18 protein-coding genes are annotated in these 22,673 nt (G+C 53.7%); 14 read left to right on the top strand and 4 right to left on the bottom strand.

The features are described 5' to 3' along the window. The 11 genes from A1355_RS17660 to A1355_RS17610 form a co-directional block, all read left to right on the top strand. A partial coding sequence (locus A1355_RS17660; RefSeq protein ID WP_157197939.1) for a sigma-70 family RNA polymerase sigma factor occupies positions 1–299 on the top strand: 299 nt, incomplete at its 5' end. A 91-nt stretch (positions 300–390) separates the two neighbouring features. Further along, positions 391–1,380, top strand: a complete 990-nt coding sequence (locus A1355_RS17655; RefSeq protein ID WP_064030591.1) for a FecR family protein — start codon at positions 391–393, stop codon at positions 1,378–1,380. 381 nt (positions 1,381–1,761) lie between these two features. Then, positions 1,762–4,194 (top strand): TonB-dependent siderophore receptor, encoded by a 2,433-nt coding sequence (locus tag A1355_RS17650; protein ID WP_064030590.1) that lies wholly within the window; start codon positions 1,762–1,764, stop codon positions 4,192–4,194. A gap of 14 nt (positions 4,195–4,208) precedes the next feature. Continuing rightward, positions 4,209–5,480, top strand: coding sequence for a PepSY-associated TM helix domain-containing protein (locus A1355_RS17645; RefSeq protein WP_064030589.1), 1,272 nt, complete (start codon positions 4,209–4,211; stop codon positions 5,478–5,480). A 379-nt stretch (positions 5,481–5,859) separates the two neighbouring features. Then, entirely contained in the window at positions 5,860–6,570 is a 711-nt protein-coding gene (locus tag A1355_RS17640) for a rhomboid family intramembrane serine protease (protein WP_064030597.1), read from the top strand. 141 nt (positions 6,571–6,711) lie between these two features. Further along, positions 6,712–7,035 carry a hypothetical protein gene (locus tag A1355_RS17635; protein WP_064030588.1) on the top strand — a complete coding sequence of 108 codons (324 nt, stop codon included), beginning with the start codon at positions 6,712–6,714 and terminating at the stop codon, positions 7,033–7,035. 430 nt (positions 7,036–7,465) lie between these two features. Continuing rightward, positions 7,466–7,849 carry a hypothetical protein gene (locus A1355_RS17630; RefSeq protein ID WP_064030596.1) on the top strand — a complete coding sequence of 128 codons (384 nt, stop codon included), beginning with the start codon at positions 7,466–7,468 and terminating at the stop codon, positions 7,847–7,849. Between the two features lie 69 nt (positions 7,850–7,918). After that, positions 7,919–8,575 carry a DUF2760 domain-containing protein gene (locus A1355_RS17625; RefSeq protein ID WP_064030595.1) on the top strand — a complete coding sequence of 219 codons (657 nt, stop codon included), beginning with the start codon at positions 7,919–7,921 and terminating at the stop codon, positions 8,573–8,575. Then, positions 8,572–10,407 (top strand): Hsp70 family protein, encoded by a 1,836-nt coding sequence (locus tag A1355_RS17620; RefSeq protein WP_064030587.1) that lies wholly within the window; start codon positions 8,572–8,574, stop codon positions 10,405–10,407. The genes A1355_RS17625 and A1355_RS17620 overlap by 4 nt, the downstream gene beginning before the upstream one ends. Before the next feature lie 914 nt (positions 10,408–11,321). Next, positions 11,322–11,825: a sigma-70 family RNA polymerase sigma factor gene (locus A1355_RS17615; RefSeq protein WP_064030586.1), complete on the top strand. Its 504-nt coding sequence runs from the start codon at positions 11,322–11,324 to the stop codon at positions 11,823–11,825. A 6-nt stretch (positions 11,826–11,831) separates the two neighbouring features. Then, positions 11,832–12,806: a FecR domain-containing protein gene (locus A1355_RS17610; protein WP_064030585.1), complete on the top strand. Its 975-nt coding sequence runs from the start codon at positions 11,832–11,834 to the stop codon at positions 12,804–12,806. Here A1355_RS17610 and A1355_RS17605 read toward each other — a convergent pair whose 3' ends face one another. Beyond that, positions 12,807–13,016, bottom strand: a complete 210-nt coding sequence (locus A1355_RS17605; protein ID WP_064030584.1) for a hypothetical protein — start codon at positions 13,014–13,016, stop codon at positions 12,807–12,809. Between the two features lie 105 nt (positions 13,017–13,121). Between A1355_RS17605 and A1355_RS17600 the strand changes: the two genes are divergently transcribed. Beyond that, entirely contained in the window at positions 13,122–15,746 is a 2,625-nt protein-coding gene (locus A1355_RS17600) for a TonB-dependent siderophore receptor (protein WP_157197937.1), read from the top strand. A gap of 100 nt (positions 15,747–15,846) precedes the next feature. Beyond that, on the top strand, positions 15,847–17,058 hold the full coding sequence (locus tag A1355_RS17595) for a PepSY-associated TM helix domain-containing protein (protein ID WP_064030582.1): 1,212 nt from the start codon (positions 15,847–15,849) through the stop codon (positions 17,056–17,058). 165 nt (positions 17,059–17,223) lie between these two features. Here the strand turns inward: A1355_RS17595 and A1355_RS17590 are convergent, their stop codons facing one another. From A1355_RS17590 to A1355_RS17580, 3 genes are all read right to left on the bottom strand, one after another. Continuing rightward, positions 17,224–19,722 carry a TonB-dependent siderophore receptor gene (locus A1355_RS17590; protein ID WP_231883713.1) on the bottom strand — a complete coding sequence of 833 codons (2,499 nt, stop codon included), beginning with the start codon at positions 19,720–19,722 and terminating at the stop codon, positions 17,224–17,226. Between the two features lie 176 nt (positions 19,723–19,898). Continuing rightward, positions 19,899–20,909 (bottom strand): FecR family protein, encoded by a 1,011-nt coding sequence (locus A1355_RS17585; protein ID WP_064030593.1) that lies wholly within the window; start codon positions 20,907–20,909, stop codon positions 19,899–19,901. Between the two features lie 72 nt (positions 20,910–20,981). Next, on the bottom strand, positions 20,982–21,548 hold the full coding sequence (locus A1355_RS17580; RefSeq protein ID WP_082885621.1) for an RNA polymerase sigma factor: 567 nt from the start codon (positions 21,546–21,548) through the stop codon (positions 20,982–20,984). 348 nt (positions 21,549–21,896) lie between these two features. On the opposite strand from A1355_RS17580, the gene A1355_RS17575 reads away from it, so the two are divergent. After that, positions 21,897–22,493 carry a DUF938 domain-containing protein gene (locus A1355_RS17575; RefSeq protein ID WP_064030581.1) on the top strand — a complete coding sequence of 199 codons (597 nt, stop codon included), beginning with the start codon at positions 21,897–21,899 and terminating at the stop codon, positions 22,491–22,493. Positions 22,494–22,673: the final 180 nt, after the last annotated feature.

Below are 22,673 nucleotides of genomic sequence, written 5' to 3'. Positions count from 1 at the left end.
GCCACCAGCGCCACGCCGGTTGGGACCAAGAGGCCGGGGATGGGGCGGAGGGCGACGGCGGCGAACCGGCGTCACTCTCCGCCGAACGTACCGTGATGTCGCAACAACAACTGGAACGCTTGATTGCCGCGCTGGACGAATTGTCGCCCAAGTGCCGGGAAGTGTTCGTCTTGCTCAAACTCCAGCATTGTAGCTACGCGGAAGTGGAACAAAAGCTGGGGATATCGCAGACGATGATCTTCAAGTACTTGACCCAGGCCATGCGCCATTGCCGGCGGACGGTCGGCGAGTTGGATTGATTTGGCTGTCGATGGCGTCCAACGCGGCAGCCCTTACCCTATCGTGGCTTTATAATCCGCTACTTGCAGCAACAGCAGACCGGCCCTAGCGATGAATTCTCCCATTCCGCCATTTCCTCAAGGCAGCCCCGACGAACAAGCCGAGTATTGGCTGGCGTTGCGCGACTCGCCGTTTTACGACGGCGAGCAGGAACGGCGCTGGCAAGCTTGGTTGGCGGCGAGTGCCGACAACCGGGAAGCCTGGCGACGGGCCGAGGCGTTTTTCGGCCGAATAGAACGCATCGATCCGGCGCAGATCGTTGACATCCAAGCGGCGCTACGCGGCGCAACCGGTGCGCGGCTTGAAGTCGCCGACCGGCCGGCGCGGCGCGGGCATTCCTGGCTGGTGCCGATGGCCGCCTGTCTGCTACTGGCCGCGTGCTTGGGTTGGGCGATGGCTGCCGGTTGGTTGGCCGATTTCCGCACGGGCACCGGCGAGCAGCGCCGGATTCAACTGAGCGACGGCTCGACGGTAATTCTGAATACCGGCTCGTCATTGTCGGTGGATTTTTCCGAAACCCAACGAGTGATTCGCTTGCACGGCGGCGAGGCCTACTTCAAGGTTGCCGCCGACGCAGGAAGGCCGTTCGAAGTAGTGAGCAGCGGCGGCCGGGTCAGGGCCTTGGGTACCGCGTTCGATGTCAAACATTGGCGGGACGATCTGGCGGTCACGGTATACGAACACAGCGTGCGGGTCGCGTTCGCCGACGGCGAAACCGTGGAAAGCCTACCGGAAGGCCAGCGTGTCGAGTCGGTCGGCGGCAAGGCCGGCCGGCCGGAAAGCGTGAATCTGAAGCAAGTCGGTGCCTGGCGGGAGCGGCGCCTGGTGTTTAAGGAACAAGCGCTGCAAGCCGTGGTCGACGACTTGAACCGTTACCGTTCCGGTCGGATCGTCATCGCAGACCCCGATTTGGCCCGGCATCGAGTGACCGGCGTGTTCGACGCCAACGACACTGAAGCGGCACTGGCCGTCATCGAGAAAACCTTGGCCGTCGCCGAATGGCGGCTGACCGACGCTTTGGTGATTTTGCGGCGCAGATGAGCAGTCTCGCCGCTCGAGCATGGTGGGGGTGTAATCGGAAACCGCCGTTGAGCATGGCAGTCTCGTTAACTCGCATTGAGGCTAGCCGCGGGAGGCGCTTTAGCGGCGACCGGCAGCTTATCCAGGTTCAAGCGGTCTTGAGTCGCGGCTAAAGCCCTTCCCGCAACGATTCTACTTTTACGGCCATGGTCCGCGCTCAGCGATGGTTGCACCTTTGGCTTTTGCAAACCAACGCTTTTTTCTGCCGAAAAATATTTTTTTGCAATGAGGTTATAAAACCTGCCGGCCCGGTCGTCTTTGGTTACGAACCCGCACGGATTGTCCGAAGCAGCATTCGCTATCGGCGATCCGCGACTTTCGTAACCGACGCCAGGAGGCCCGATGAACCGCCGTTTATCCCCGATCAACCCGTTTTGTTTGACACTGTTTGCCGCCACGCTGATGGCTAGCCCTTTGTGCGCGGCCGAGGCTGAAATCGATTTTGCCATTCCGGCCGCGCCGTTAGCCGATGCCTTGCTGCTGTTTTCCGAAACTAGCGGCGTCAAGGTGTTTTTCAGTTCGCAACTAACCGGAAATTTGCGCGGTAATGCGGTGCAAGGGCGTTACACGCCGCGACAGGCCTTGCAAAATTTGTTGATGGGCACCGGCCTTGTCGCCAAAAGCGCCGGTGATGGGACCGTGACGTTGGAAAAACTGGAAAGACCCGTCGAACCACAATCGGCGGTCGGTCCGACAACTTTGCCCAACGTGACGGTACTGGGAAAAACGATGACCGACCCCAATGACCCCTTTAATTCGGACTATCGCTTGCCTAATACTAGTGCCGCCACGAAAACCGATACGTCGATTATGGAGTTACCGATGTCGGTACAAGTTATTCCCAAGCAGATATTGAAAGACCAGCAGGCGATTCGAATCAAGGACGCGCTCAAAAATGTCAGCGGCATAAATTGGGCCACCGATCCCATGTATGAAGGCTTTCAGTTACGTGGTTTCCAAACCGATGGCGCCACCACGGTTTATCGCAACGGTCTGCGTATCCGGCGCGCGGTGCAAGAGGTCGCGGATCTGGAGCGATTAGAAGTTCTGAAAGGTCCGGCTGCGGCGGTGTATGGCCGCATCGAGCCGGGTGGATTGATCAACATTGTTACAAAAAAACCGCTGGATACCCCGTATTACGCATTGGAGCAGCAGTTCGGTTCGTACGATATGTTCCGTACCACCGCAGACGCGACCGGGCCGATCAATCAAGACCATTCTTTGTTGTATAGAGTTAATTTGGCCTACCAGAATAATGACTTTTTTGTCGAGAAAATGGATCAGGAACGGGTGTTTTTCGCTCCGTCCATTACATGGAAGCCCAGCTACCGTACTGAAATCAATTTGAATCTGGAATATCTCTACGACACTCGTACCAGCTATACCGGATTGCCTGTTCTGGGCAATCGTCCCGCCAACGTGCCGATCAGCCGTTACTACGGTTTTGGGTCGGATAATGAAAAGTCGGTATTCGACAAGTTTTTGATCGGGTTCGATTGGTCGCATCAATTCAACGACAATTGGAAAATCCAGCATCGCTTTCATTACTATAAGCTGGATTACCAAATCAATAATTCATCCTTTTTTCCGGGACCGGTCAGTCCCGTCAATAATCGCACGGCAATTAGAAATGTCACCGATAGGCCGATCGATATTACCGATACCGTTGCGACCAACATTGATCTCACTGGCAAATTCAAGCTGTTAGGCACTGAGCACCGAGTATTGGCGGGATTCGATTACTTTTGGGAGGATTTCGAAGGGCAGGGATTTTTTGGTGCCCCCGCGCCGGCCAGCCTTAGGCCGGTGGTCGATATTTTTAACCCTGTTTATGGTCAGGTACCATCCGCTGCAAGCCAGGGTTTCAATAGTTTCAGTACATTGGAACAATATTGGTACGGTGCCTACTTTCAGGATCAAATTACGCTGTTCGATAAGCTGCATATCATGGGCGGTGGACGCTACGATTGGGCGACGCGCGGCAGCGGAGCGGCCTCGACTTCCATCGAAGCGGCCAGAAGCAGCGAGACTGAGGTTCAGAATGAGGCGTTTAGTCCGCGCGTGGGCTTGGTTTATCAACCCTGGCCGTGGCTGTCGCTGTACGGAAATTACGTGGAATCTCTGGGAGGGGCGAATAGCGCGTTGGCTTCGAACGGCAAACCGCTGGATGCCGAAACCGCGCAGCAGCACGAGGTTGGATTTAAAACCGAATGGTTCGATAAGCGGTTGCTGACCACCGTTGCCTTTTACGAATTGACCAAACAAAACATTGCAACGCCGGATCCGGTAAATACCCGGTTTTCCGTCCAAACCGGCGAAGCTCGAAGTCGTGGTATAGAAGTGGATGTGTCAGGGCAGGTCACCGACGGCTTGAATTTGATCGCGACCTATGCCTATACCGATGCGACCATCACTCAGGACAACAGCGGGAATCTAGGGCACAAGCTTTGGAACGTTCCGGCGAATTCGGGCAGCTTCTGGGCCAAATATGCGTTTCAAGATTCGACATTTCACGGTCTGAGCTTGGGGGCCGGTGCGTATCTGGTTGGTGAGCGCCAAGGCAATAATCGGAATAACTGGCAAATGCCGGGCTATGTCCGAGTCGATGCGTTGCTTGGATATTCTTGGGAAATCGGCAAATCTAAAGTAACCGCGCAGTTGAACGTCAACAATTTGCTGGATAAAACGATTTACGAAACATCCGCATTCAACGGCTATTTGACTCAGCCTGGCGCGCCGCGCAATTTCATGGGTTCGATCCGTTTGGAGTTCTAAGGTTCGGTTATTCGATGAAGCGACGGAGCTACTCACTTCTACACTTACCCGAGAAAGTGGTCTCGATCGCGTCGCTGATTGGCGATCGTAATTTGTCGAGGCTCAAGGCTCGACGCAAGTTCTGGTTGAGAGTGCATTTGTGGCTGGGTTTGGTACTGGGGGTTTTGCTGTCGATCTATGGCGTTACCGGAAGCATTTTGGTGTTTTACCCGGAGATCGAGGAATGGCTGTATCCGAAGGTATTGGTGGTCGAGCAACCGGCGAATACGCAATATCGCCCGTTGGCGGAGATTTTCGCGGCCGGCAACTCGGTGATGCCGGCCACGGCGAAGCACGCTTTCGCCTATTATCCGCGCAATCGGGAGGCGGCATTCAAGCTGCGTTTTGTTGTACCGATATCCGCCACTGTTCAAGAGCAGTGGTTGGTCGGCGTGAATCCCTATTCGGCTGAAGTAACCGGAAAATTTCTCCAACACCGCTCGGATGAATGGCTGCCGGCCACCTTCATCGATTTGATGTTCGAGTTGCATTACGCGCTGCTGATTCCGTCGAAAGACATCAGCAGGGTGGTCGTCGGCCTTTCGGCGGCGTTGCTAATGATTTCGACGCTGACCGGTCTGATCGTCTGGTGGCCGCTGACCGGGCAGTGGCGTAACGCGCTGACCTTCAAGCGCGGCGCCGGTAAGGTGCGTCTCAATTACGACCTGCACAAAACCAGCGGTTTTTACACCTTGCTGGTGATGCTGCCGGTACTGTTTTCCGGAATTTACATGGTGTTGCCGCATCACGTGGTGCCGGTGCTGGAATTGTTTTCGCCGGCGACTTATCGCTATTGGTTCGAATCCAAGCCGCCTTATCCGAATGCGCCGGCCATCGGCATGGATCAAGCGGTGGCAATCGCCGTGCAACAATATCCGCAAGGTCGGCCGCACTGGATTTACGGCGCGCCGAATCCCACTCAAACCTACACCGTCTGCCAGGATGGCGTGGATGCGCCCGGAAGTCTCTTGCAACGCCGCTGCACCGTGATCGACCGCTACTCCGGCGTCATTTTGGATCGGGACGATCCCAGCCTGTCGACCGCCACGGCCGGCGAAATCTTGACCCATTGGCAATGGCCCTTGCATTCCGGACAGGCTTTCGGCACGTCCGGGCGGATTCTGGTGTTTGTTACCGGTCTGGCTTGCCCGGTGTTGTTTGTCACCGGTTTGATTCGCTGGTTGCAAAAACGGCGTTCCGCAATTCGACCGCGGCTGACTCGATTGCCGGAACGCACCGCTCGGTAAGCGTGTTTCCGGCTTTCGCCTAAGTTCCCCTCGATCCCCTCGACCCGCTGAGCGGGCGGTTTTTGGCTGCTCAAGATCGCTAGGCCAAGCAAGTTGCCAAATTCCTGGCAAACTAGCGTACGAACCTGAAACCGCCGCGTCGCCCCGGCATATCCAGTTGCGGCGTTAAACATCCTGAGCGACTAAGCTTATGTCGGCGTCGATGCGCCCGTTATTGGCGGCGATTCGGGAACCGTCCAAGCGGCGGAACCAAGCGCCGGGCTATTTGCCGAAGTGTTTAAAGTACGCTGGCGGCATCGGCGTAGCGTTCGAAAGTGGGCATCGGCGCCCATCCCGTTGCGGACTGCGACATGATTCCGATTATTCAAGAGGCCAGACCATGATACCCATTCGAGATTCGATACCTTGCCAAACCAAGCCCTACGTGACGTGGGCCGTCATGGCGGTTTGCACGGCGGTCTATGTCGCAATGCTGTTCATGCCGGACGAGGTCGGTCAACACTTTGTCTATCTTTACGGCATGGTGCCGATCCGCTACTCGAATCCGGATTGGGCGTATGCCTTCGGCTTGCCGCCGGATCATTATTTGTCGTTTTTGACCAGTTTGTTTCTGCACGGCGGTTTTCTGCACTTGCTGATGAACATGGTGTTCTTGTGGATATTCGCCGACAACATCGAGGATTTGATGGGACATTGGCGTTTCCTGGCGTTCTATCTTGTGTCCGGATTGCTAGCAACGGTCACGCAGTGGTATTTTTATCCGAATATCGCGATACCGGTGGTCGGCGCGTCCGGGGCGATTGCAGGGGTACTGGGGGCCTATTTCGTGAGGTTTCCGTATGCGACCGTCGTGATTATGGTGCCGATATTGTTCTATCCCTTGTTTTTTCAGGTGCCGGCCATCGCCTTTTTGGGTTTTTGGGTGATCGTACAAGTGGGCGACGTGTTCACCGCCGCGATGTTCGACAACGTCGCGGTCGATTCCGCCTGGTGGGCGCATTTGGGCGGTTTCGCGGTCGGTGCCTTATTGCATCCGTTTTTCATCGACAAGCCGGCGCATCGGCGCGAATTGAGTCCGCCGGCCGAATGACGGCGCGACTTTCAGCCAAAAAGTTGAGGATTCCGTAGGGGTTTTATTTTATAATCTCGGCGTTCAAGGCTGGTCCGCCGGCCGAATCAGGCCGGTTGTCGGCGTTTACCGATTCTTTATTCATTCGAGACATTGAAAACCATGAAAAACCTAAATGTTGCTTTGGTCAGGCTGGTCCAGTTCGTCGTGTTCGTATTGTTTACGTTTATCGTACTGGTCTATTTCGGCACGATGATTTTGTTGCCGCTGGACATTGTGGTGCTGATCACCAAATTGTTAGGTGTTTTGGGTATCGGTAGCTTGTTCGGCGCTGTCGTCGCGGTGCCCTTGGTCGCTTATCTGGGTAAAATCGTCTACAGCACGCCGGGTTTGATCAAATTGGTGGTCGATAACGGTATCGAATTGGCCAACGCCGGCAAACAACGTGTCGAGGCCTTCAACGACATCGCCGCCGCCGTCAAATAAGCGCGCTGTGCCGCAAGCAAAAAGGGGCCGTTTCGGCCCCTTTTTTGTGTCTGGGGATTCGGGAATTGCCGGAGCGGCTTGGCGTATTCAACGTAGTTTAATTATTGGCCCGCCCCGAGGACCATCCAAAGTCTTTGCGGTAGCGTGGGGGAGGGCGCCTGCTGACTCTGCCCGGCTTTATTGGAGCGCGGGCGTATTCGAAACAGTCGTCGCGTCTTGTGCGGTCTTGGTTTTCCGGTGGCCTGGAACCGGATACCGGCACTCTAGCGCGATTTTCTCGGTATCGTACCCGCGCTCGGCATCGGAATTTAACGGCGAACTGTTCGTCCGTCAACGCGTCGGCGCCGGTTCGCGGTCCATCATCAATTGTTCAATCTCGCCGCCATCGCGTAAAATCCCGGCTAAAAACTTTCAAGCCAGGAGCCAAACCATGAAATATCTGTTGATCGCGTTGCTGCTGACCGCGAATTGGGCCGCCGCCGAAGAATCCGCCAAGGACGAGTGGAACGAAACCTCGCTCAGCGAAGACACCATCCAAAAAATCCAGCAAGCGCAATTCAAATATAAAAAGTGCGTCGTCGACGAGATGCGCAAGCCGGAAAACCAAAAACTGGAGAGCCGCAACGCCACCGACGCGATCGCCAAATACTGCGAGCCGGCCTTGGGCGACATGCGTAAGGTCTACACCGACGTCGGCGTGCCGGGCGTCGTGGCCGACCGGCACTTGAAAAAACTGCGTATCCAGACCACCCGCAATATGTTGCAAGAATTGATGTACCTCGAAGCCGCCAAAAAAGCCGGCGCTCAACCCTGATAATCCGTGCGGCGGCCGGCCGCCGCGATTGCCGCCTCCGGCGGCTTGTTCTCAACCAAGCCTTACACCATGAACACCTATACCATCGATTTATCGCTACGCCCGACTACGTTCGATTTGTGGCACGTTTGTCTGGCCGGCACCGCCGCGGTGCTGGCCTTGATCTTGATCGCCGTTTTGATTTCGGTGCTGCTGGGTCTGCGCCGCTGCAAAAAATCCGAACCGGTGGCCGCGCCGGCGCCGCCAATGCCGGCGCCGCAACCCGAGATCAAGATCGTCGAGAAAATCGTCGAAGTCGAAAAAATTGTCCAAGCCCCAGCGCCCGAACCGGTGATTCTGAAGGAAGCCACTCCTGATGCGGCTTTGCAATTGCTCAGCCTGTTGCAAAAGGAAGCCCGCTTTATCGACTTTATCAAGGAAGATGTCGGCGCGTTTTCCGATGCCGACATCGGCGCGGCGGCGCGGGTGGTGCATCAAGGTTGCGTCAAGGCGATCAACGAGCATTTCACGCTGGCGCCGGTCAGTTCGGATGCCGAAGGCAACCGTGTCACCTTGAATCCCGGCTTCGATGCCGCGTCGTTCCGCTTGACCGGCAATATCGTCGGCCAGGCTCCGTTCACCGGTACTTTGGTGCACAAAGGCTGGCAAGTTACCGATTTGCGCCTGCCCAAACTGACCGAAGGCCATAACGCCAAAATCGTCGCGCCGGCCGAGGTGGAATTATGAGTGCCCGTTATTCGGTCGGTATCGACTTGGGTACCACTCACTGCGTGCTGTCCTATGTCGATTTGCGGACCGGCGACGATCAAGTGGCGATCGAAGTATTCGCGATCCCGCAATTGATCGGACCGGGCCAGATCGAGGACAAAGCGCAGCTGGCGTCGTTTACCTATCTGGCCCACCCGGCGGAATTGGCCGAAGGCTCGACCGCGTTGCCGTGGTCGGCCAAGCCGGACAAACTGGTCGGTGAAATCGCCCGCAATTTGGGTGGCAAGACGCCGATCCGGCTGGTCGCCAGCGCCAAGAGTTGGCTGTGTCATGCCGGCGTCGATTGCAAGCAACCGATCTTGCCGGCCGAAGCGCCGGACGAGGTCGAGCGCATTTCGCCGTTCGCCGCCACCCAGGCCTATTTGCAACATTTGCGTGACGCCTGGAACCATCGCTTTGCCGAAGACCGGCTGGAATACCAGGATTTGACCATCACCGTGCCGGCCTCGTTCGATCCGGCGGCGCGGGAATTGACCGTCGAAGCCGCGCGCTCGGTCGGCCTGGGGCAAGCCGTGCTGCTGGAGGAGCCGCAAGCCGCGCTGTATAGCTGGATCGAGAACAGCGAAGGCGATTGGCGCAATCACGTCAAGGTCGGCGACGTGATTTTGGTCGTCGATGTCGGCGGTGGTACCACCGACTTGTCGTTGATCGCGGTCACCGAACAGGACGGCAATCTGCAATTGACCCGCGTCGCGGTCGGCGACCACATCCTGCTGGGTGGCGACAACATGGACCTCGCGCTCGCCTACACGGTCAAGGCCAAGCTGGAACAGGACAGCGGCAAGAAGCTGGAATCCTGGCAGGTTCAGTCCCTAACGCACGGTTGCCGCGAGGCCAAGGAAAAGCTGTTCAATCAGCCCGAGCTGGGCAGCATGCCGCTGGTAGTCGCCAGTCGGGGTTCGTCGCTGATCGGCGGCACCTTGCGCACCGAACTGACCCGCGACGAACTCAATCGGGTCTTGGTCGAAGGCTTTTTGCCCAATGCCCAAGCCGGTGACAAGCCGGTCAGCCGGCCGCGTAGCGGTCTGCGTAGCGCTGGTCTGCCGTATGCGCAAGACGCGGGTATTACTCGCCATCTGGCGGCGTTTTTGGCACGCCAACGCCAGGCGACCGAGGAATTCCAGGCGGTGAATCTGCCCGAGCATGCCAGCTTTTTGCATCCGACCGCCGTGCTGTTCAACGGGGGGGTGTTGAAGGCCGGCGTGTTGGCCGAGCGCCTGATGCAAATCCTGAACGGCTGGCTGCAAGCCGAACAAGCCCCGGAAGCGCGCTTGCTGCAAGGCGCCGATCTGGATTTGGCGGTGGCGCGCGGTGCGGCTTATTACGGCTTCGTTCGGCAAGGCAAGGGTGTGCGCATCAAGGGCGGCACGGCGGCGGCCTATTACGTCGGCGTCGAAAGCGCGATGCCGGCGGTACCCGGCTTGGCGCCGGAAATCGAAGCGCTGTGCATCGCGCCGTTCGGCATGGAAGAGGGCACCGAGCAAAACCTGCCCAACGACGAATTCGGCTTGATCGTCGGCGAACCGGTACGCTTTCGCTTCTTCGGTTCTAAAACCCGCCGCGAAGACCAGGTCGGCACCCGTCTGGAAAGCTGGCACGACGACGAGTTGGAAGAACTCGACGAAATCGAAATCACCCTGCCGGAAGAAGGCCGCGCCGCCGGCGACATCGTGCCGGTCTATCTGTCCTCGGCGGTTACCGAAGTCGGCACGCTGGAATTGCGCGCCGTGTCCCGGCGCGAGCAGCAGCAATGGAAAATCGAATTCGAGGTCAGAGCCGGGGAAAGTTGATTCCGCCGACACACGGGGATCATTTCCAGCGCATGTTTTCGAATCGCCGATCCCAGTGGGATCGGCGTTTTTGTGTAGTGTCGCTGGGTGTGGCGTACCGTTTGCGTAGAACCGGTAGTTAAGCCTAAAACTTAATCCCCGTCGAACCGTTTACGTAAAAAAAACCAAACGACTTAACCGTTAATAAACCGGCCCAGGTCCGGAATCCCGCATTGACAACCGCTATCGACTGTTCTCGATCCGAAAATTCAGTCGATTGTCGCGCGGTCCATCAAAAGCCTGTTCTACAAATCGTTCCTAACGGTGGTTAAAGGGAGGCAATAAAAGAAAAAGATAGGCGTAGGAAGGGCTTTCGCCGCAATTGGTATTTTTATCTCGCGGTTACGTGATTTCACATGCTTTTCATCGCCAAAATAAGTCATATGACACAGTGCTCCCTAGAGTTTCTTGGTGGGCGGTCGTTGCTACGTGGTCTGCTTACACAATAAGCATCGTCATTCCGGCATGGATGGCCGGATCCGTTAGAGCGCGGAACGAATCCAGGCTTCAAGGACGGAGTTAAACCTACCCTCCATGACACTGGATGTCCGCTTCCCGGCGGGCACGACGGTCTTGAACAAATCTGACAAAGTAGAGTTAGGACATTGTTGAAATATCGGCTTGGTTAGAATTTGTTATCAATGCCGAATTACATGTAAGTCGTATATTTCAACAATAAACCGCAATACAGAATACTGCGCGAAACATGCAGTGGAATAGTTTTTGCTTGAATGAAAGGCTTTTGGTAAAAACAAGCTCTCTTGAGGGCGATAAAATCAGCAATCTTACGGATGGAGCGAGGCAAGCAAAATTATGATCAACCGCCCGCATGATGCATTGAAGCCACATCTTTCAATCGTAGACAGGAGTGATTAATGGCGACGGAATTGCTGACGAATGAAGCCTTGTCCCTGCTTTATCGCGAGCACCACTCCTGGCTGCTGGGGTGGCTGAATAAGCGTGTGCAATGTCGCTTGCAAGCCGAAGATCATGCGCACGATACTTTTGTACGGGTGATGGCATCGGGTCGCACACTGGATTTGGACGAACCCAGGCCTTACCTCGCTACCATTGCCAAAAATTTACTGATAAACCATTGGCGTCGTGCCACCATTGAACAAGTGTATTTGGAACGCCTGTCGGCACTACCTGAAGCCATTTCGCCGTCATTGGAAGAAAATGCCATTATTCTGGAAACGCTACAAGAAATCGATGGACTGCTTAATCGCTTACCGGTAAAGGCACGCAAGGCATTTTTTATGTCCCAGATCGATGGACTTACCTACGTCGAAATCGCCGAAAAACTCGGCGTCAGCGATCGTATGGTTAGAAAGTACATGGTACAAGCCATGGTGCTATGTCTGAGCGTGGAGTTCTAACCGAACATGTCGTCCGAAAATCGACAAAAGATCCATCCCCGCGTCGTGGCGGAGGCAGCTGAGTGGTTTATGGTTCTGAGCTCCGGCAACGTTTGTCCTGACGAAACCGCACAGTGGCAAGCCTGGTTGGCTTCGCATCCGGATCACCGAATGGCTTGGGCCAGAGTTGAGTTTTATACCGACAAATTTAAATCGCTACCGCCACAAGCGGCCTTCGCCGCAACCGAAGCGCTTAATGCCCCCGATCTCAATCGAAGACGCCTGCTGTTAAGCATGGCCCTATTGGGTATGGCCGGATTATCCAGCTGGCAGGTTTCTCGCGGCCGTTACTGGCAGGAATGGTCGGCTGATCAACATACGGCGCTTGGCGAAAGTAAAACCATCACCCTCGCCGACGGCTCCAGCGTCGTTCTGGATAGCGGCAGCGCGGTTAACGTCGATTTCTCGGTTAATTTGCGCCGGCTGCAGTTGGTTAAAGGGGAAATTTACATCGAAACAGCAGCCGATACCGTTGGTTGGAAACGGCCGTTTGTCGTGGATACGCTGGAAGGCAGGGTACAGGCGCTCGGCACCCGCTTCAGCGTCGGCCAATACAAAAATCTAACGCAGGTTGCGGTGTTTCAAGATGGTGTAGAAATCCAACCAGCCGATGCAATTTCCGCCAAACAAACCCTAGTTGCAGGTCAACAAGTTCAGTTTGCGTCAAGCCGCATCGAGTCGATACACCGACACAACCAGAATAAACCGGCTTGGACTGAAGGCTTCATCGTCGCCGACGATTTGCCGCTCAGCGAGTTTTTGCTGCAACTCAGCCGTTACCGACCAGGCTACATCACCTGTGCTCCCGAGATCGCCGATTTACGGATCATCGGTTCATACCCGCTAAAAGACACCGATAGAATTCTGGCTTTTCTGGAGGCTAACCTGCCGGTCAAGCTCTCACATCCGCTACCTTTCTGGGTTAAAGTCCTGCCGCGTTAATCATCCCTGCACCTCATCTAATGAATAAACGCGTTCTTCACCATTGCGTACGCGTTCCAACACGCCGGCGGCCAAGTAATAATCTTCCATATCGTTCAATCCCTTTTCGATGATTTCTCGTAAATAAAATGCCTTCGTACGCCCGGTTTGGCCTGCCAAATAATCAAGCCGTTGTTCAATTTCCGGAGAAAGTCTTATTGAGATAGCCATTTCAAATCCCCTTTGCGTCAACTATTGAATGCGTGTAATCAATGTATCACGCAAGCTCGGAAGCATCCGGCATCGCCGTTCAAGTGGATGGGAAAGTTGTAGACGGTGCTCGACACTGGCTCATCAAGCGCATTGTTGCTTAAAAAGCGGATTATTTTTCCATCTAAAAACAATCCGTTAAAAAATTTATTAAATTTTTTTCAATTCGCAGTTCCGGTTTTTCCTCGCTCGTTTGTATTAGTTAATGAAAACACCACAAATGGAGAAAAACCGATGTCAAACACACACCATCGCTGCGATCCGGGCTTTCGTTCATCCCGATTGAGCCACGCTATACAGGGAATTCTATTGGCTTCAGCGCTGACCGCTTCAGTCGCAGCGCAGGGAGAAGAAATAACCAACAGGAAAAGCTACCACATCGGCGGCGGCTCCTTGGGACAAGCACTTAGCCAGTTTGCGCGCGATGCCGGCATTCTGTTTACCGGGGAATCCAAATTGACCGACGGCAAAACCAGCAAGGGACTGGACGGCGAGTACACCGTCGAAGAAGGCTTTAGAAAACTCCTGGCGGGAAGCGGTTTGACGTATATCATCACGGATGATAATTCCGTAGCAATCAAGGTTGCGGAACCTGGAAGCGATGCCGCATCGACTTTGCCGGCTGTTAAAGTGGTTAGTACTAAAGTAGGCTACGACTCAACCGATCCTTATACTAAGGATTACTCCGTCCCTCTTTCCAGCGCCGCCAGTAAGACGGAAATGGCATTGATGGAAACGCCGGTCAATATCCAGATTGTGCCTCGCACCATCATGGATGACCAGCAAGATATCGAAATCACGGAAGCTTTAAGTAGGAATGTCAGCGGCGTACAAAGAAGCCCTGACTATGGGGATCTTTACGAAAACTTTAATATCCGGGGATTCAGCACCAATTTTTCCACCTATCGTAATGGGTTGCGGCGTTATACCAACTATTCCGATCCTGCGAACATCGAGCAAGTAGAGGTTATTAAAGGCCCGGCAGCGGTGCTTTATGGGCAAATTCAACCCGGCGGCATGGTCAACGTCGTCACCAAACAAGCTCTGGATAAACCCTATTATTCCCTGCAGCAACAGTTCGGCAATTATGATCAATACCGTACGACGGCTGCGGCCACCGGCCCCATCGACGACGCTAAGACACTGAAATATCGGTTCGACGCGTCCTACCAGGATTTAAGCTCGTTCAAGAAATACGTGGGGGACGAGCGGGTATTTATCGCGCCCAAACTGAGTTGGACGCCTAATGACCAATTCGAGGCCAATGCCGAGTTGGAGTTCAAGCACGATAAACGTGTGAATGACAACGGAATACCGACGATTGGTAATCGTCCGGCGCCGCTAGCATTTAATACCTACCTTGGCGATGTGGCGAAAGGCCCCACCATGAATTCCGTGCTGACGGCATTTGATTGGTCTTACAAATTTAATAACCAATGGAAAGTGACGAACCGGTTTATGCACGAGGATTGGGATATCAATTATTTCGACCTTCAGCCTCAATATATGCTCAACGCTACAATGTTAAGGCGATTTCCAATAACTGGCGTGGCCTATCATGATACTTATGGAACCAACCTGGATTTAATTGGAAATGTCGAGTTGTTCAATACCAAACACGAATTGTTAATCGGCGGCGATTTCTCGAGAAGAACCCGAAAAGCCGATAAAAACCGATTCGCGTGTTGTAACGGGAACAACACCGGCGGAACGGTTGATATCTACAACCCGGCTTATAATACCGTTGACTTGGCCGCTATTTATTCTTCGCCTTACGACTATGCGGTGAGAGAGAAAGAAGAATGGTTTGGCGTGTATTTTCAAGATCATATTACCTTGTTTGAAAAGCTCCATATCTTGGGCGGCGGCCGCTACGATTGGGCAACTTTTGGACGAGGCTCCGATTTTGCTACGGGTAGCTATGATGTGGCCAGCACCAATTATAAAAGCACTGACAATCAAAAGTTCAGTCCGCGGGTTGGTATTTTGTATCAGCCGATGTCATGGCTTTCTGTTTACGGTAACTATACCGAATCCCTTGGTAGTGCCAATACCGGAATGGTCTATGGGAATCAACCCATTAAGCCTGAAATTGGTGAACAATTCGAGGCCGGCTTTAAAACAGAATTTTTCGATCAGAGACTAAGCAGCACCGTATCTTTCTATCATCTGACAAAACAGAATATCCAGCTTTCTGATCCTATTCATACCGGTTTCACCATGACAGCCGGAGAGGCTCGAAGCCAAGGAATTGAGGCCGACCTTAAGGGGCGCGTCACCGATGATTTAAATCTGATCTTAACCTATGCCTATACGGATGCCAGAATAACTAAGAATGGTGAAAATTTCGATGAGGCATTGGGGAAGCGTCTAATAAATGTGCCGGAGCATCAGGCAAGCTTATGGGGAACCTATCAATTTACCCCGGAATTTAAAGCGGGTATCGGCGGAGTTTTAGTGGGTTCGAGAGCGGGGCAAACATGGAGTGATTTAGAGTTGCCAGGTTATGCGCGAATGGACATGATGGCAGCTTATGTAAAACCGATCGGTAAAACTCGCCTAACTACACAGTTAAATATCAATAATGTGCTGGACAAAGAATATTATGTCGGTGCGACTCAACAAGGGGCAAGTAATAGTATTACCGGTAATCCTATTACCGTAATGGGATCGTTGAAATTGGAATATTAACTGAATCCAAAGTACCGGTATTTGTAACCCGGTAAGTTGGGTTTGAGTAGGTTTGGCTTCCTTAAGTCAGCCGAGCCTACCTTACTTCTTGAGCTATTTTATGGCTAATAAATTACAGCGCCGTCATTTATCAATTTTGTTTTTAGCTAAAAATCTCCGTAAATTTTGGCTAAATCTGCATTTAATGCTGGCACTTAGCGTGGGGTTTGTGTTTGTTATTTTTGGGCTAACCGGTTCTTTTAATATTTTTTATTACGAACTCAACGAACTCGGGTTGCCAGCGATAAAGCAAAGCAGCCAGGATCTACGCAGTTTGGACGATGTAATGCAAACGGTTAAGACGGCTAATCCCCAACGAAATGGCGGTTGGGCCATCGTTTTACCGGGTTATTTAAGTGATTATCTTTGGATTGAGTATCCAAAGCCCGAAGAAACTCAGGACGAGTTATTTGCGCCATTGGAAATTCTGGTAAATCCCTATACTAGTGAAATTATTGATCAGCATTTTTGGGGGCAAACCTTATTTAGTCTGATTTACGAACTACACGCTGATTTTATGATGGGTAAAATCGGCAAGGAAGTCGGCGAACAGGCTTTTAAAGTGGTGTGTTTCTTTGGCGTATTTCTGTTTATTAGCTGTTTATCTGGCTTATATTTATGGTGGCCACTCACTGGTAAATTCAAACAGGCATTGTCCATAAAACCTGATGCCAGCCGAGAGCGTTACTACTTTGATTTACACAAGATTACTGGATTTTATAGCTCGGTATTATTGCTGATTCTGGCATTTACCGGCTTTGCCTTTAGCTATAAAGACTACGTTACACCGCTAGTGTCGGTATTTTCATCCATCGAAAAAGACCACTTAAAAAATCCGCCTCTTAAATCGGAGGTATTGGATTCAGTTTCGCCTATTTCCATTGCTCAAGCCGTGGCAATTGCCGACCAAGTTTTTCCCGGCGCGGAATTGCGCGGCGTGAATACACCGGATGGCAAAGAAGGCGTTTATATGGTGGCCAAAAGGCAAGCGGGAGAAGCCAACCGCAAACGGCCTCGTAGTAAAGTCTGGATTGATCAGTACAGCGGCGCGGTGTTGGCGGTGCAAGACCCGAACCAGTTTACCGCCGGCGAGACGTTTATGAATATCTTGTGGCCTTTACATGACGGGCAGATTTTAGGACTTACAGGCCGTATCTTGTGGTGTCTCGTCGGCTTTGCGCCACTGATTTTATATGTCACTGGCATTTTACGCTGGCTGCAAAAACGCCGCGTAGCGGACAAGAAGTTGGCCAAGGAGCGTAGGTTGGGGTGACGACAGGAACCCCAACAACACAACCTTTGAGCCACTAGCCAAACAGAAAAGCGAGATCTCGCGACTAAATAAAACCATCGGCAAGCAGCAAAGGCCGAACCGGTTAAAAATGTTGGGGTTCGTTACCTTATCCCAGCCTAAGGTCCTAACCGGCTACTTGAACGGTTAATATTGGATATTGACCGACCCCATAAATGTACGTGGTGTGCCAAAATCGGCATTACCGGCGTTAAAACCGACTGGCGCGTTGTAATTGGTAAATAAATTCGAGGTGTAGTGATTGCCTAATAGGTTGTCGACATTCAACTGGGCGGTGATTTTGCTTTTGCCGACATCGATACTATAAGCCGCTAGTAAACCGACCGTGGCATAGCCGGGCAATTGGAAGGCGGGGAAGCTGCAACAAGCCGTCACTCCGTCGCGCACGGTCACTCCACCACCCAATTTAAAGCCGCGCATTGTCCCTGCTTGTAGTTCGTAAGTGCTCCACACGCTGCCAGTATTCCGGGGGACGTTCCAAAAACGCGTGCCGACCGCCTGATAACCGGTTTCCTCGGTTTTGATGATGCGGGCATCGATATTTGCGTAAGTGCCAATGACCCTCCAACCTGGCAAAATTTCTCCGCTAATGTCCAGTTCCGGCCCACGGCTACGCACCGCTCCAGTCAAGATGGAAAAGCCGGGGTGGTTGGGGTCGGAGGTTGGGACGTTAGTTTTAGTCAAATCATAATAGGCCAACGTCGCCCGCAAGCGACCGTCGAAAAATTCGGTTTTGATGCCGCCTTCGTATTGTTCGCCTTCGGTCGGGGGTACCGGTTTATTGTCAGGCGTAAAAGTAAAAGCGGTGTTCACGCCAAAGCTTTCGACATAGTTGGCATACAAACTCAGCCAGTTTTTGGCTTGCCATAAAATACCGACGCGAGGCGTGACGGCATCATTGGACTGGACTGAAGGCAAGACAAAGTCAAAATTGGGGAAATTAGCGACGTGATCCTGATGGAAGTTTTGGTAACGGATACCACCCATGACATGGACGTTATGCGGCAATTTGATTTGATCTTGGATATAAGCGCCGTATTGGCCGGTGCGGCTGGTATTGATGACCAAAGGGTATAGCGGTTGGGTAAAAGGCGTACCGGGATGCACTGGATTGAGCAGGTTTATATTAGACAGCGGATCGCTGACTGAATTTTTAAACACTGAATCAACCCGATAATAATCGCCGCCTATCAGTAACGTATGATGTAACCCGGCAGTATCAAAATGGCCTGTCAAGTCCAAGCTGGTGGCGTACGTGTTGTTTTGGGTATCGTAGCTATTCAATTGTCTAGATACGTCAACGCCATCGGTGGCAATAGGGAAGACAAAATGCGGTTGTGCGATATTCTGCTGATTGACGGAAAAATGATGTTTGATAGACCAATCATCATTAAATTGGTGTGACCAATTAAAGCCGCCATAAACGGTTTCGGTGGTTGACGGCGAATAGCCGCCGTAATTACGGTTGCGCGGCACAGTGAAGATTTTGTCGTTATACAGCGGGACGAATCCGGTATCCAAGCCCAGATGTTGGTGGTCGTATTCCAGTTCAAGAGTCGCCTGCGTTTGGGAGCTGATGTTCCATTTCAACACGGGGGCCAGAAACACATCTTCTTTACCGTTAAATTCCCGAAATGTGTTGTTGTTTTGGTAAGACATATTCATCCGGTACAGCAAACGGTCCTGATTGCCAACCGGGCCGGTGGCGTCGACCGTGGTGCGATAGAGATCGTAGGAACCAAACTGTTGGCCCAGCGCGTAATACGGTGTCGCCAACGGTTGCTTGGTGACCACGTTGACCATGCCGCCCGGTTCTACTTGTCCGTATAAAATCGCCGCCGCGCCTTTCAGCACTTCAACGGATTCCACATTCGCCATTTGCCGGTTCGCCCCGCCTTGCTGCAAGCGAAAGCCATTGCGGAAAAAAGTCTCCGATTCAAAACCGCGGATAAAAAACGATTGGTTCGTGCCGCCGAAGGTGACGTTGCCACTGCCGTTAGAATTGCTCGTGATGCCGCTGACATTTTTCAAAGCCTGATCCAAGGTAATCACTTGCTGATCCTTCAACACCTGCTTGGAAATCACCTGCACGTTCAACGGCGTTTCCATGATCGGCGTGTCGGTCTTGGTGCCGGCGGTGGCATTGGGCAACACGTAATTCGGGTTATAAGGGTCGGTGGCATCGTATTCGGCCTTGCCGACCACCTTCACCGCAGGCAGCGTGCTGGAGTCGGCGGGTGCGGGAGGGTTGGTCTGTTCGGCTTTTTCCAGGGTAACGGTGTGGGCATCGACGAAGCGAAAGCGGTAACCCGTCTCTTGCAACAATTGGCGCAAGGCTTGTTCCGGCGTCAGATCGCCATCCAGGCCGCGCGTGTTGATGCCTCGGATTTGTTCGGAATTGAACAGCAGGATCAGTTTGGCTTCCGACGCGAATTTGGTCAGCGCATTGTTGAGTGATTGCGCGGGGATTTGATAATGCCTGGTTTCCTCGGCTAGCAAGGGTTGGCTGATCAGCATGCTGCCGATCAATAACGACACCCGGCCGGCGGCGGTAAACGGGTGTAGGGGATATGGCGATGGGCGTCCTTTAGCTAAGCATTGGTCTGGATAACCGCTGTTGTTCATCTTTCCTCCGGGTGAATGATATTAATCTCCTTATAAACAACGATTGGCCGAGCAAACCTAGCCAAAAAAAGTGTTGCCCGCATGCATTTGGCCGCTGATCACTACTCCTGTACGCTGGTCATGCCGCGGCGATTTTCTGCCGAGATTGAGTGCAGGGAACTTATGGCACGAGATGCCTAGCGCTGCAATACCACCCACGGGCCCAGATGGGTAGCACGGATGCCGAGGACTTTGTGCAAGGTTTCCAGCACCACGTCCGGATTGTCCAGCGGGAATACGCCGGTGACATGTTGCTGTTTCAGCGTTTCATCGGCGATATAAATCCGCCCCAGGCGGTAGCGTTCCAGTTCGTTAACCAGATCCGCCAGCGGCCGGTCGCTGACGATCAATTGCCGTTGCTGCCAGGCTTGCGCCAATTCTAAATCGATCGTTGCCAATGCGCCTGTTTGACCGGGCCGATAGCTCAGTTGCTGGCCCTGCTCGATCCTGATGCCGTCGGCAGCCTGCCGGCCGGCCGGCATGGCGAGTACGGCATGTTCTTCCACGATGACCTGAGTCTGGCTGCCGCTTTGGTAGACGTCGAAAACAGTGCCCAAGGCCCGCACGTTAAGGTTGCCGGCTTGTACCTGAAACGGATGCGCCGCATCGGCCGCCACCTGAAAACGAGCCTGGCCGTGGTGCAACACGATTTGCCGTACGTCGGCGTTGAAGTCGACCGAAATCGCGGTATTGGTATTGAGCAGCAGGTGGCTACCGTCCGCCAGTTCGAGTTGGCGCTGTTCGCCGGTGCCCGTATGGTAGTCGCTAAAATAGTCGGCAAGCAGATGGCTTTGTCTGGGCATAATCGTGAGCACGGCCAACAGCCAAACCGCCGCCATCGCTAGGCCGGAGCCAAGCCAATATCGGCCCCGCGCAGCTTGCCGCGACCGCCGCTCGGGCGGATGCGTCGGTGACACAGTCTGCGGCGGGAGCGTAACGGCCAATTTTTCGGAATGGGTTGCGACAACGGCCATCTCGTTCAGGGTGTTTTCCGCCGCGGCGAAGGCTTCGGAATGGCGGTAATCCTGCGACAGCCACTCGGCGAATGCCAGCGTTTCCGCTTCGCTCAAATCGTCCGAACGCAGGCGCACCAGCCAGCGCACGGCTTGGCGTTTCAAGTCTAAGGCGCTCGGATCGTTGCGGGTCATCGGCGGCATTCGACTGCCGAAAAGGGCAGCAGGGACTCGATACCTGCTAGTAGGGTGTGATCTGTATCCATATCAATCGTCCAGCCGCAGCATGCAATGCAAAATCGCCTGTTCCAGCAGCCTGCCGACCGAGCGCTGCGAAATATTCAGGCGACCGGCGATTTCCGCGTAGGACAGGTTTTCGATTTTGTTCAGGATAAATGCGGTGCGGCAGTCGGCGGATAATTCGCTCAATGCAGCTTCCATCGTGCCGAAGCGTTCGCGCGACAGCAGAATCCGCAACGGATCGGTCTGGGCGTGGTCAGCCACGGTGTCGGCCAATAGTTCGTCGTCGATGTCGGCCAAAATTTGGCTTTTGACCTTGCAATGACGCTGATAATCGATCGCCAGATTGACCGCGATGCGAAACGCCAAGGCTCGGGCGTTGTCCGGCAGGTTGGTATGGGCGCTTTTGTAGAAACGCAAATAGGTTTCGTGAGCCAAGTCCTCGGCGGCTTCCGGGCATTTGACCCGGCCGGTCAAAAACGTCCGCAAGTCGTTTGCCAAGGCCTCTGTCCACAACTGGGCGATGAAATGGTCGGTTATGGTCGCATTCAAGGTGCGTATTTTGGCTTCAGTGTACTGGTAAGCAATTGGCATTTAACCGCAGTCGGCGATCGGCCGTGGGTTGACTCTTCTGTCATTAAGCTACCGGCGGAGACGCCCCGTTGTCAAACGCAACGGATGCGCGGGAGGTATTGAGCGGCGCTTAGGCAGGTGAAAATCGGCCAGAGACATAGGTTGATAGTGAGGCAACGAACCCCAGCAGGGATGATCTTTAAATCATCGCTGACTTGGATGTTTTGTTGTCGATGGCTTGCGGGATGGTTTTGCGGTTGTCGGGTTGGGGTTGCTGTCGTCTCGGCAAGGCAATTGCTCCAGGCATTGTGATCGTCGCGCCGAATCAATAGCATAATACCCGGCATCCTAATCCCGACCAGAACCGTAATGACAGCCAAGCCCTTCTCGCAAGCCTGCGAAAACAACAAAGACTCGATATTGCAAGTGTTAAAGACCGCGTTTACCGAGCCGGCGACGGTGTGGGAGATCGGCAGCGGCACCGGTCAGCATGCTTGCCATTTTGCCAGGCATTTGCCGCATCTGGAATGGCAGCCCACCGACCGCGCCGAGCATTTGCCCGGTATCGCGCTGTGGCGCGACGAAGCCGGACTGGACAATCTGCGCCCGGCCCTGGCCTTGGACGTGACCGACGCGATCTGGCCTTGTAACGGCATTGATGCCTTGTTCTCCGCCAACACCTTGCACATCATGGGGCATGCCGAAGTCGAAGTGTTGTTCCAAAAATTGCGGATTCATCTAAGCCCGGTCGCGACCGCGTGCTTTTACGGCCCCTTCAATTACCAAGGCCGCTACACTAGCGACAGCAATGCCCGCTTCGACGAATGGCTAAAGCAGCGCGATCCGCGTAGCGGCATCAAGGATTACGAATGGATCGCCGACTTGGCGGCGGCGGCCGGCTTGACCGTGACGGACGATGTAGAAATGCCGGCCAACAATCGGACCTTGGTGTTCCGGACCGGCTGATCGCTCAGGGGAGAGCCGAGTGCGGCTATCCGCCGGATATGCAATTGTTGGCTACAGAAACAGTGTTGAAACAGGCTGAGATAATTGCAAGTGAGTTGGCTGCTTAATCCTAAAATGACAAATAACTAAGCGATGGAAACGGAAAAGGGCAAACTGGTTGGTTGGGTAGAAGAAAGAGGC

Origin of the sequence: Methylomonas koyamae (assembly GCF_001644025.1) — a bacterium.
In the GTDB taxonomy this organism is placed as follows: domain Bacteria; phylum Pseudomonadota; class Gammaproteobacteria; order Methylococcales; family Methylomonadaceae; genus Methylomonas; species Methylomonas koyamae_A.
The sequence above is the reverse complement of the archived record's forward strand: the minus strand, read 5'-3'. Positions and strand labels throughout refer to the sequence as shown.

What these genes read in the sequence shown, in the direction of transcription:
- A1355_RS17620 (WP_064030587.1), top strand. Translation starts at nt 8,572, where the DNA reads ATGAGTGCCCGTTATTCGGTCGGTATCGACTTGGGTACCACTCACTGC.
- A1355_RS17645 (WP_064030589.1), top strand. Translation starts at nt 4,209, where the DNA reads ATGAAGCGACGGAGCTACTCACTTCTACACTTACCCGAGAAAGTGGTC.
- A1355_RS17635 (WP_064030588.1), top strand. Translation starts at nt 6,712, where the DNA reads ATGAAAAACCTAAATGTTGCTTTGGTCAGGCTGGTCCAGTTCGTCGTG.
- A1355_RS17595 (WP_064030582.1), top strand. Translation starts at nt 15,847, where the DNA reads ATGGCTAATAAATTACAGCGCCGTCATTTATCAATTTTGTTTTTAGCT.
- A1355_RS17625 (WP_064030595.1), top strand. Translation starts at nt 7,919, where the DNA reads ATGAACACCTATACCATCGATTTATCGCTACGCCCGACTACGTTCGAT.
- A1355_RS17580 (WP_082885621.1), bottom strand. Translation starts at nt 21,548, where the DNA reads ATGCCAATTGCTTACCAGTACACTGAAGCCAAAATACGCACCTTGAAT.
- A1355_RS17615 (WP_064030586.1), top strand. Translation starts at nt 11,322, where the DNA reads ATGGCGACGGAATTGCTGACGAATGAAGCCTTGTCCCTGCTTTATCGC.
- A1355_RS17590 (WP_231883713.1), bottom strand. Translation starts at nt 19,722, where the DNA reads ATGAACAACAGCGGTTATCCAGACCAATGCTTAGCTAAAGGACGCCCA.
- A1355_RS17610 (WP_064030585.1), top strand. Translation starts at nt 11,832, where the DNA reads ATGTCGTCCGAAAATCGACAAAAGATCCATCCCCGCGTCGTGGCGGAG.
- A1355_RS17575 (WP_064030581.1), top strand. Translation starts at nt 21,897, where the DNA reads ATGACAGCCAAGCCCTTCTCGCAAGCCTGCGAAAACAACAAAGACTCG.
- A1355_RS17630 (WP_064030596.1), top strand. Translation starts at nt 7,466, where the DNA reads ATGAAATATCTGTTGATCGCGTTGCTGCTGACCGCGAATTGGGCCGCC.
- A1355_RS17655 (WP_064030591.1), top strand. Translation starts at nt 391, where the DNA reads ATGAATTCTCCCATTCCGCCATTTCCTCAAGGCAGCCCCGACGAACAA.
- A1355_RS17585 (WP_064030593.1), bottom strand. Translation starts at nt 20,909, where the DNA reads ATGACCCGCAACGATCCGAGCGCCTTAGACTTGAAACGCCAAGCCGTG.
- A1355_RS17640 (WP_064030597.1), top strand. Translation starts at nt 5,860, where the DNA reads ATGATACCCATTCGAGATTCGATACCTTGCCAAACCAAGCCCTACGTG.
- A1355_RS17650 (WP_064030590.1), top strand. Translation starts at nt 1,762, where the DNA reads ATGAACCGCCGTTTATCCCCGATCAACCCGTTTTGTTTGACACTGTTT.
- A1355_RS17605 (WP_064030584.1), bottom strand. Translation starts at nt 13,016, where the DNA reads ATGGCTATCTCAATAAGACTTTCTCCGGAAATTGAACAACGGCTTGAT.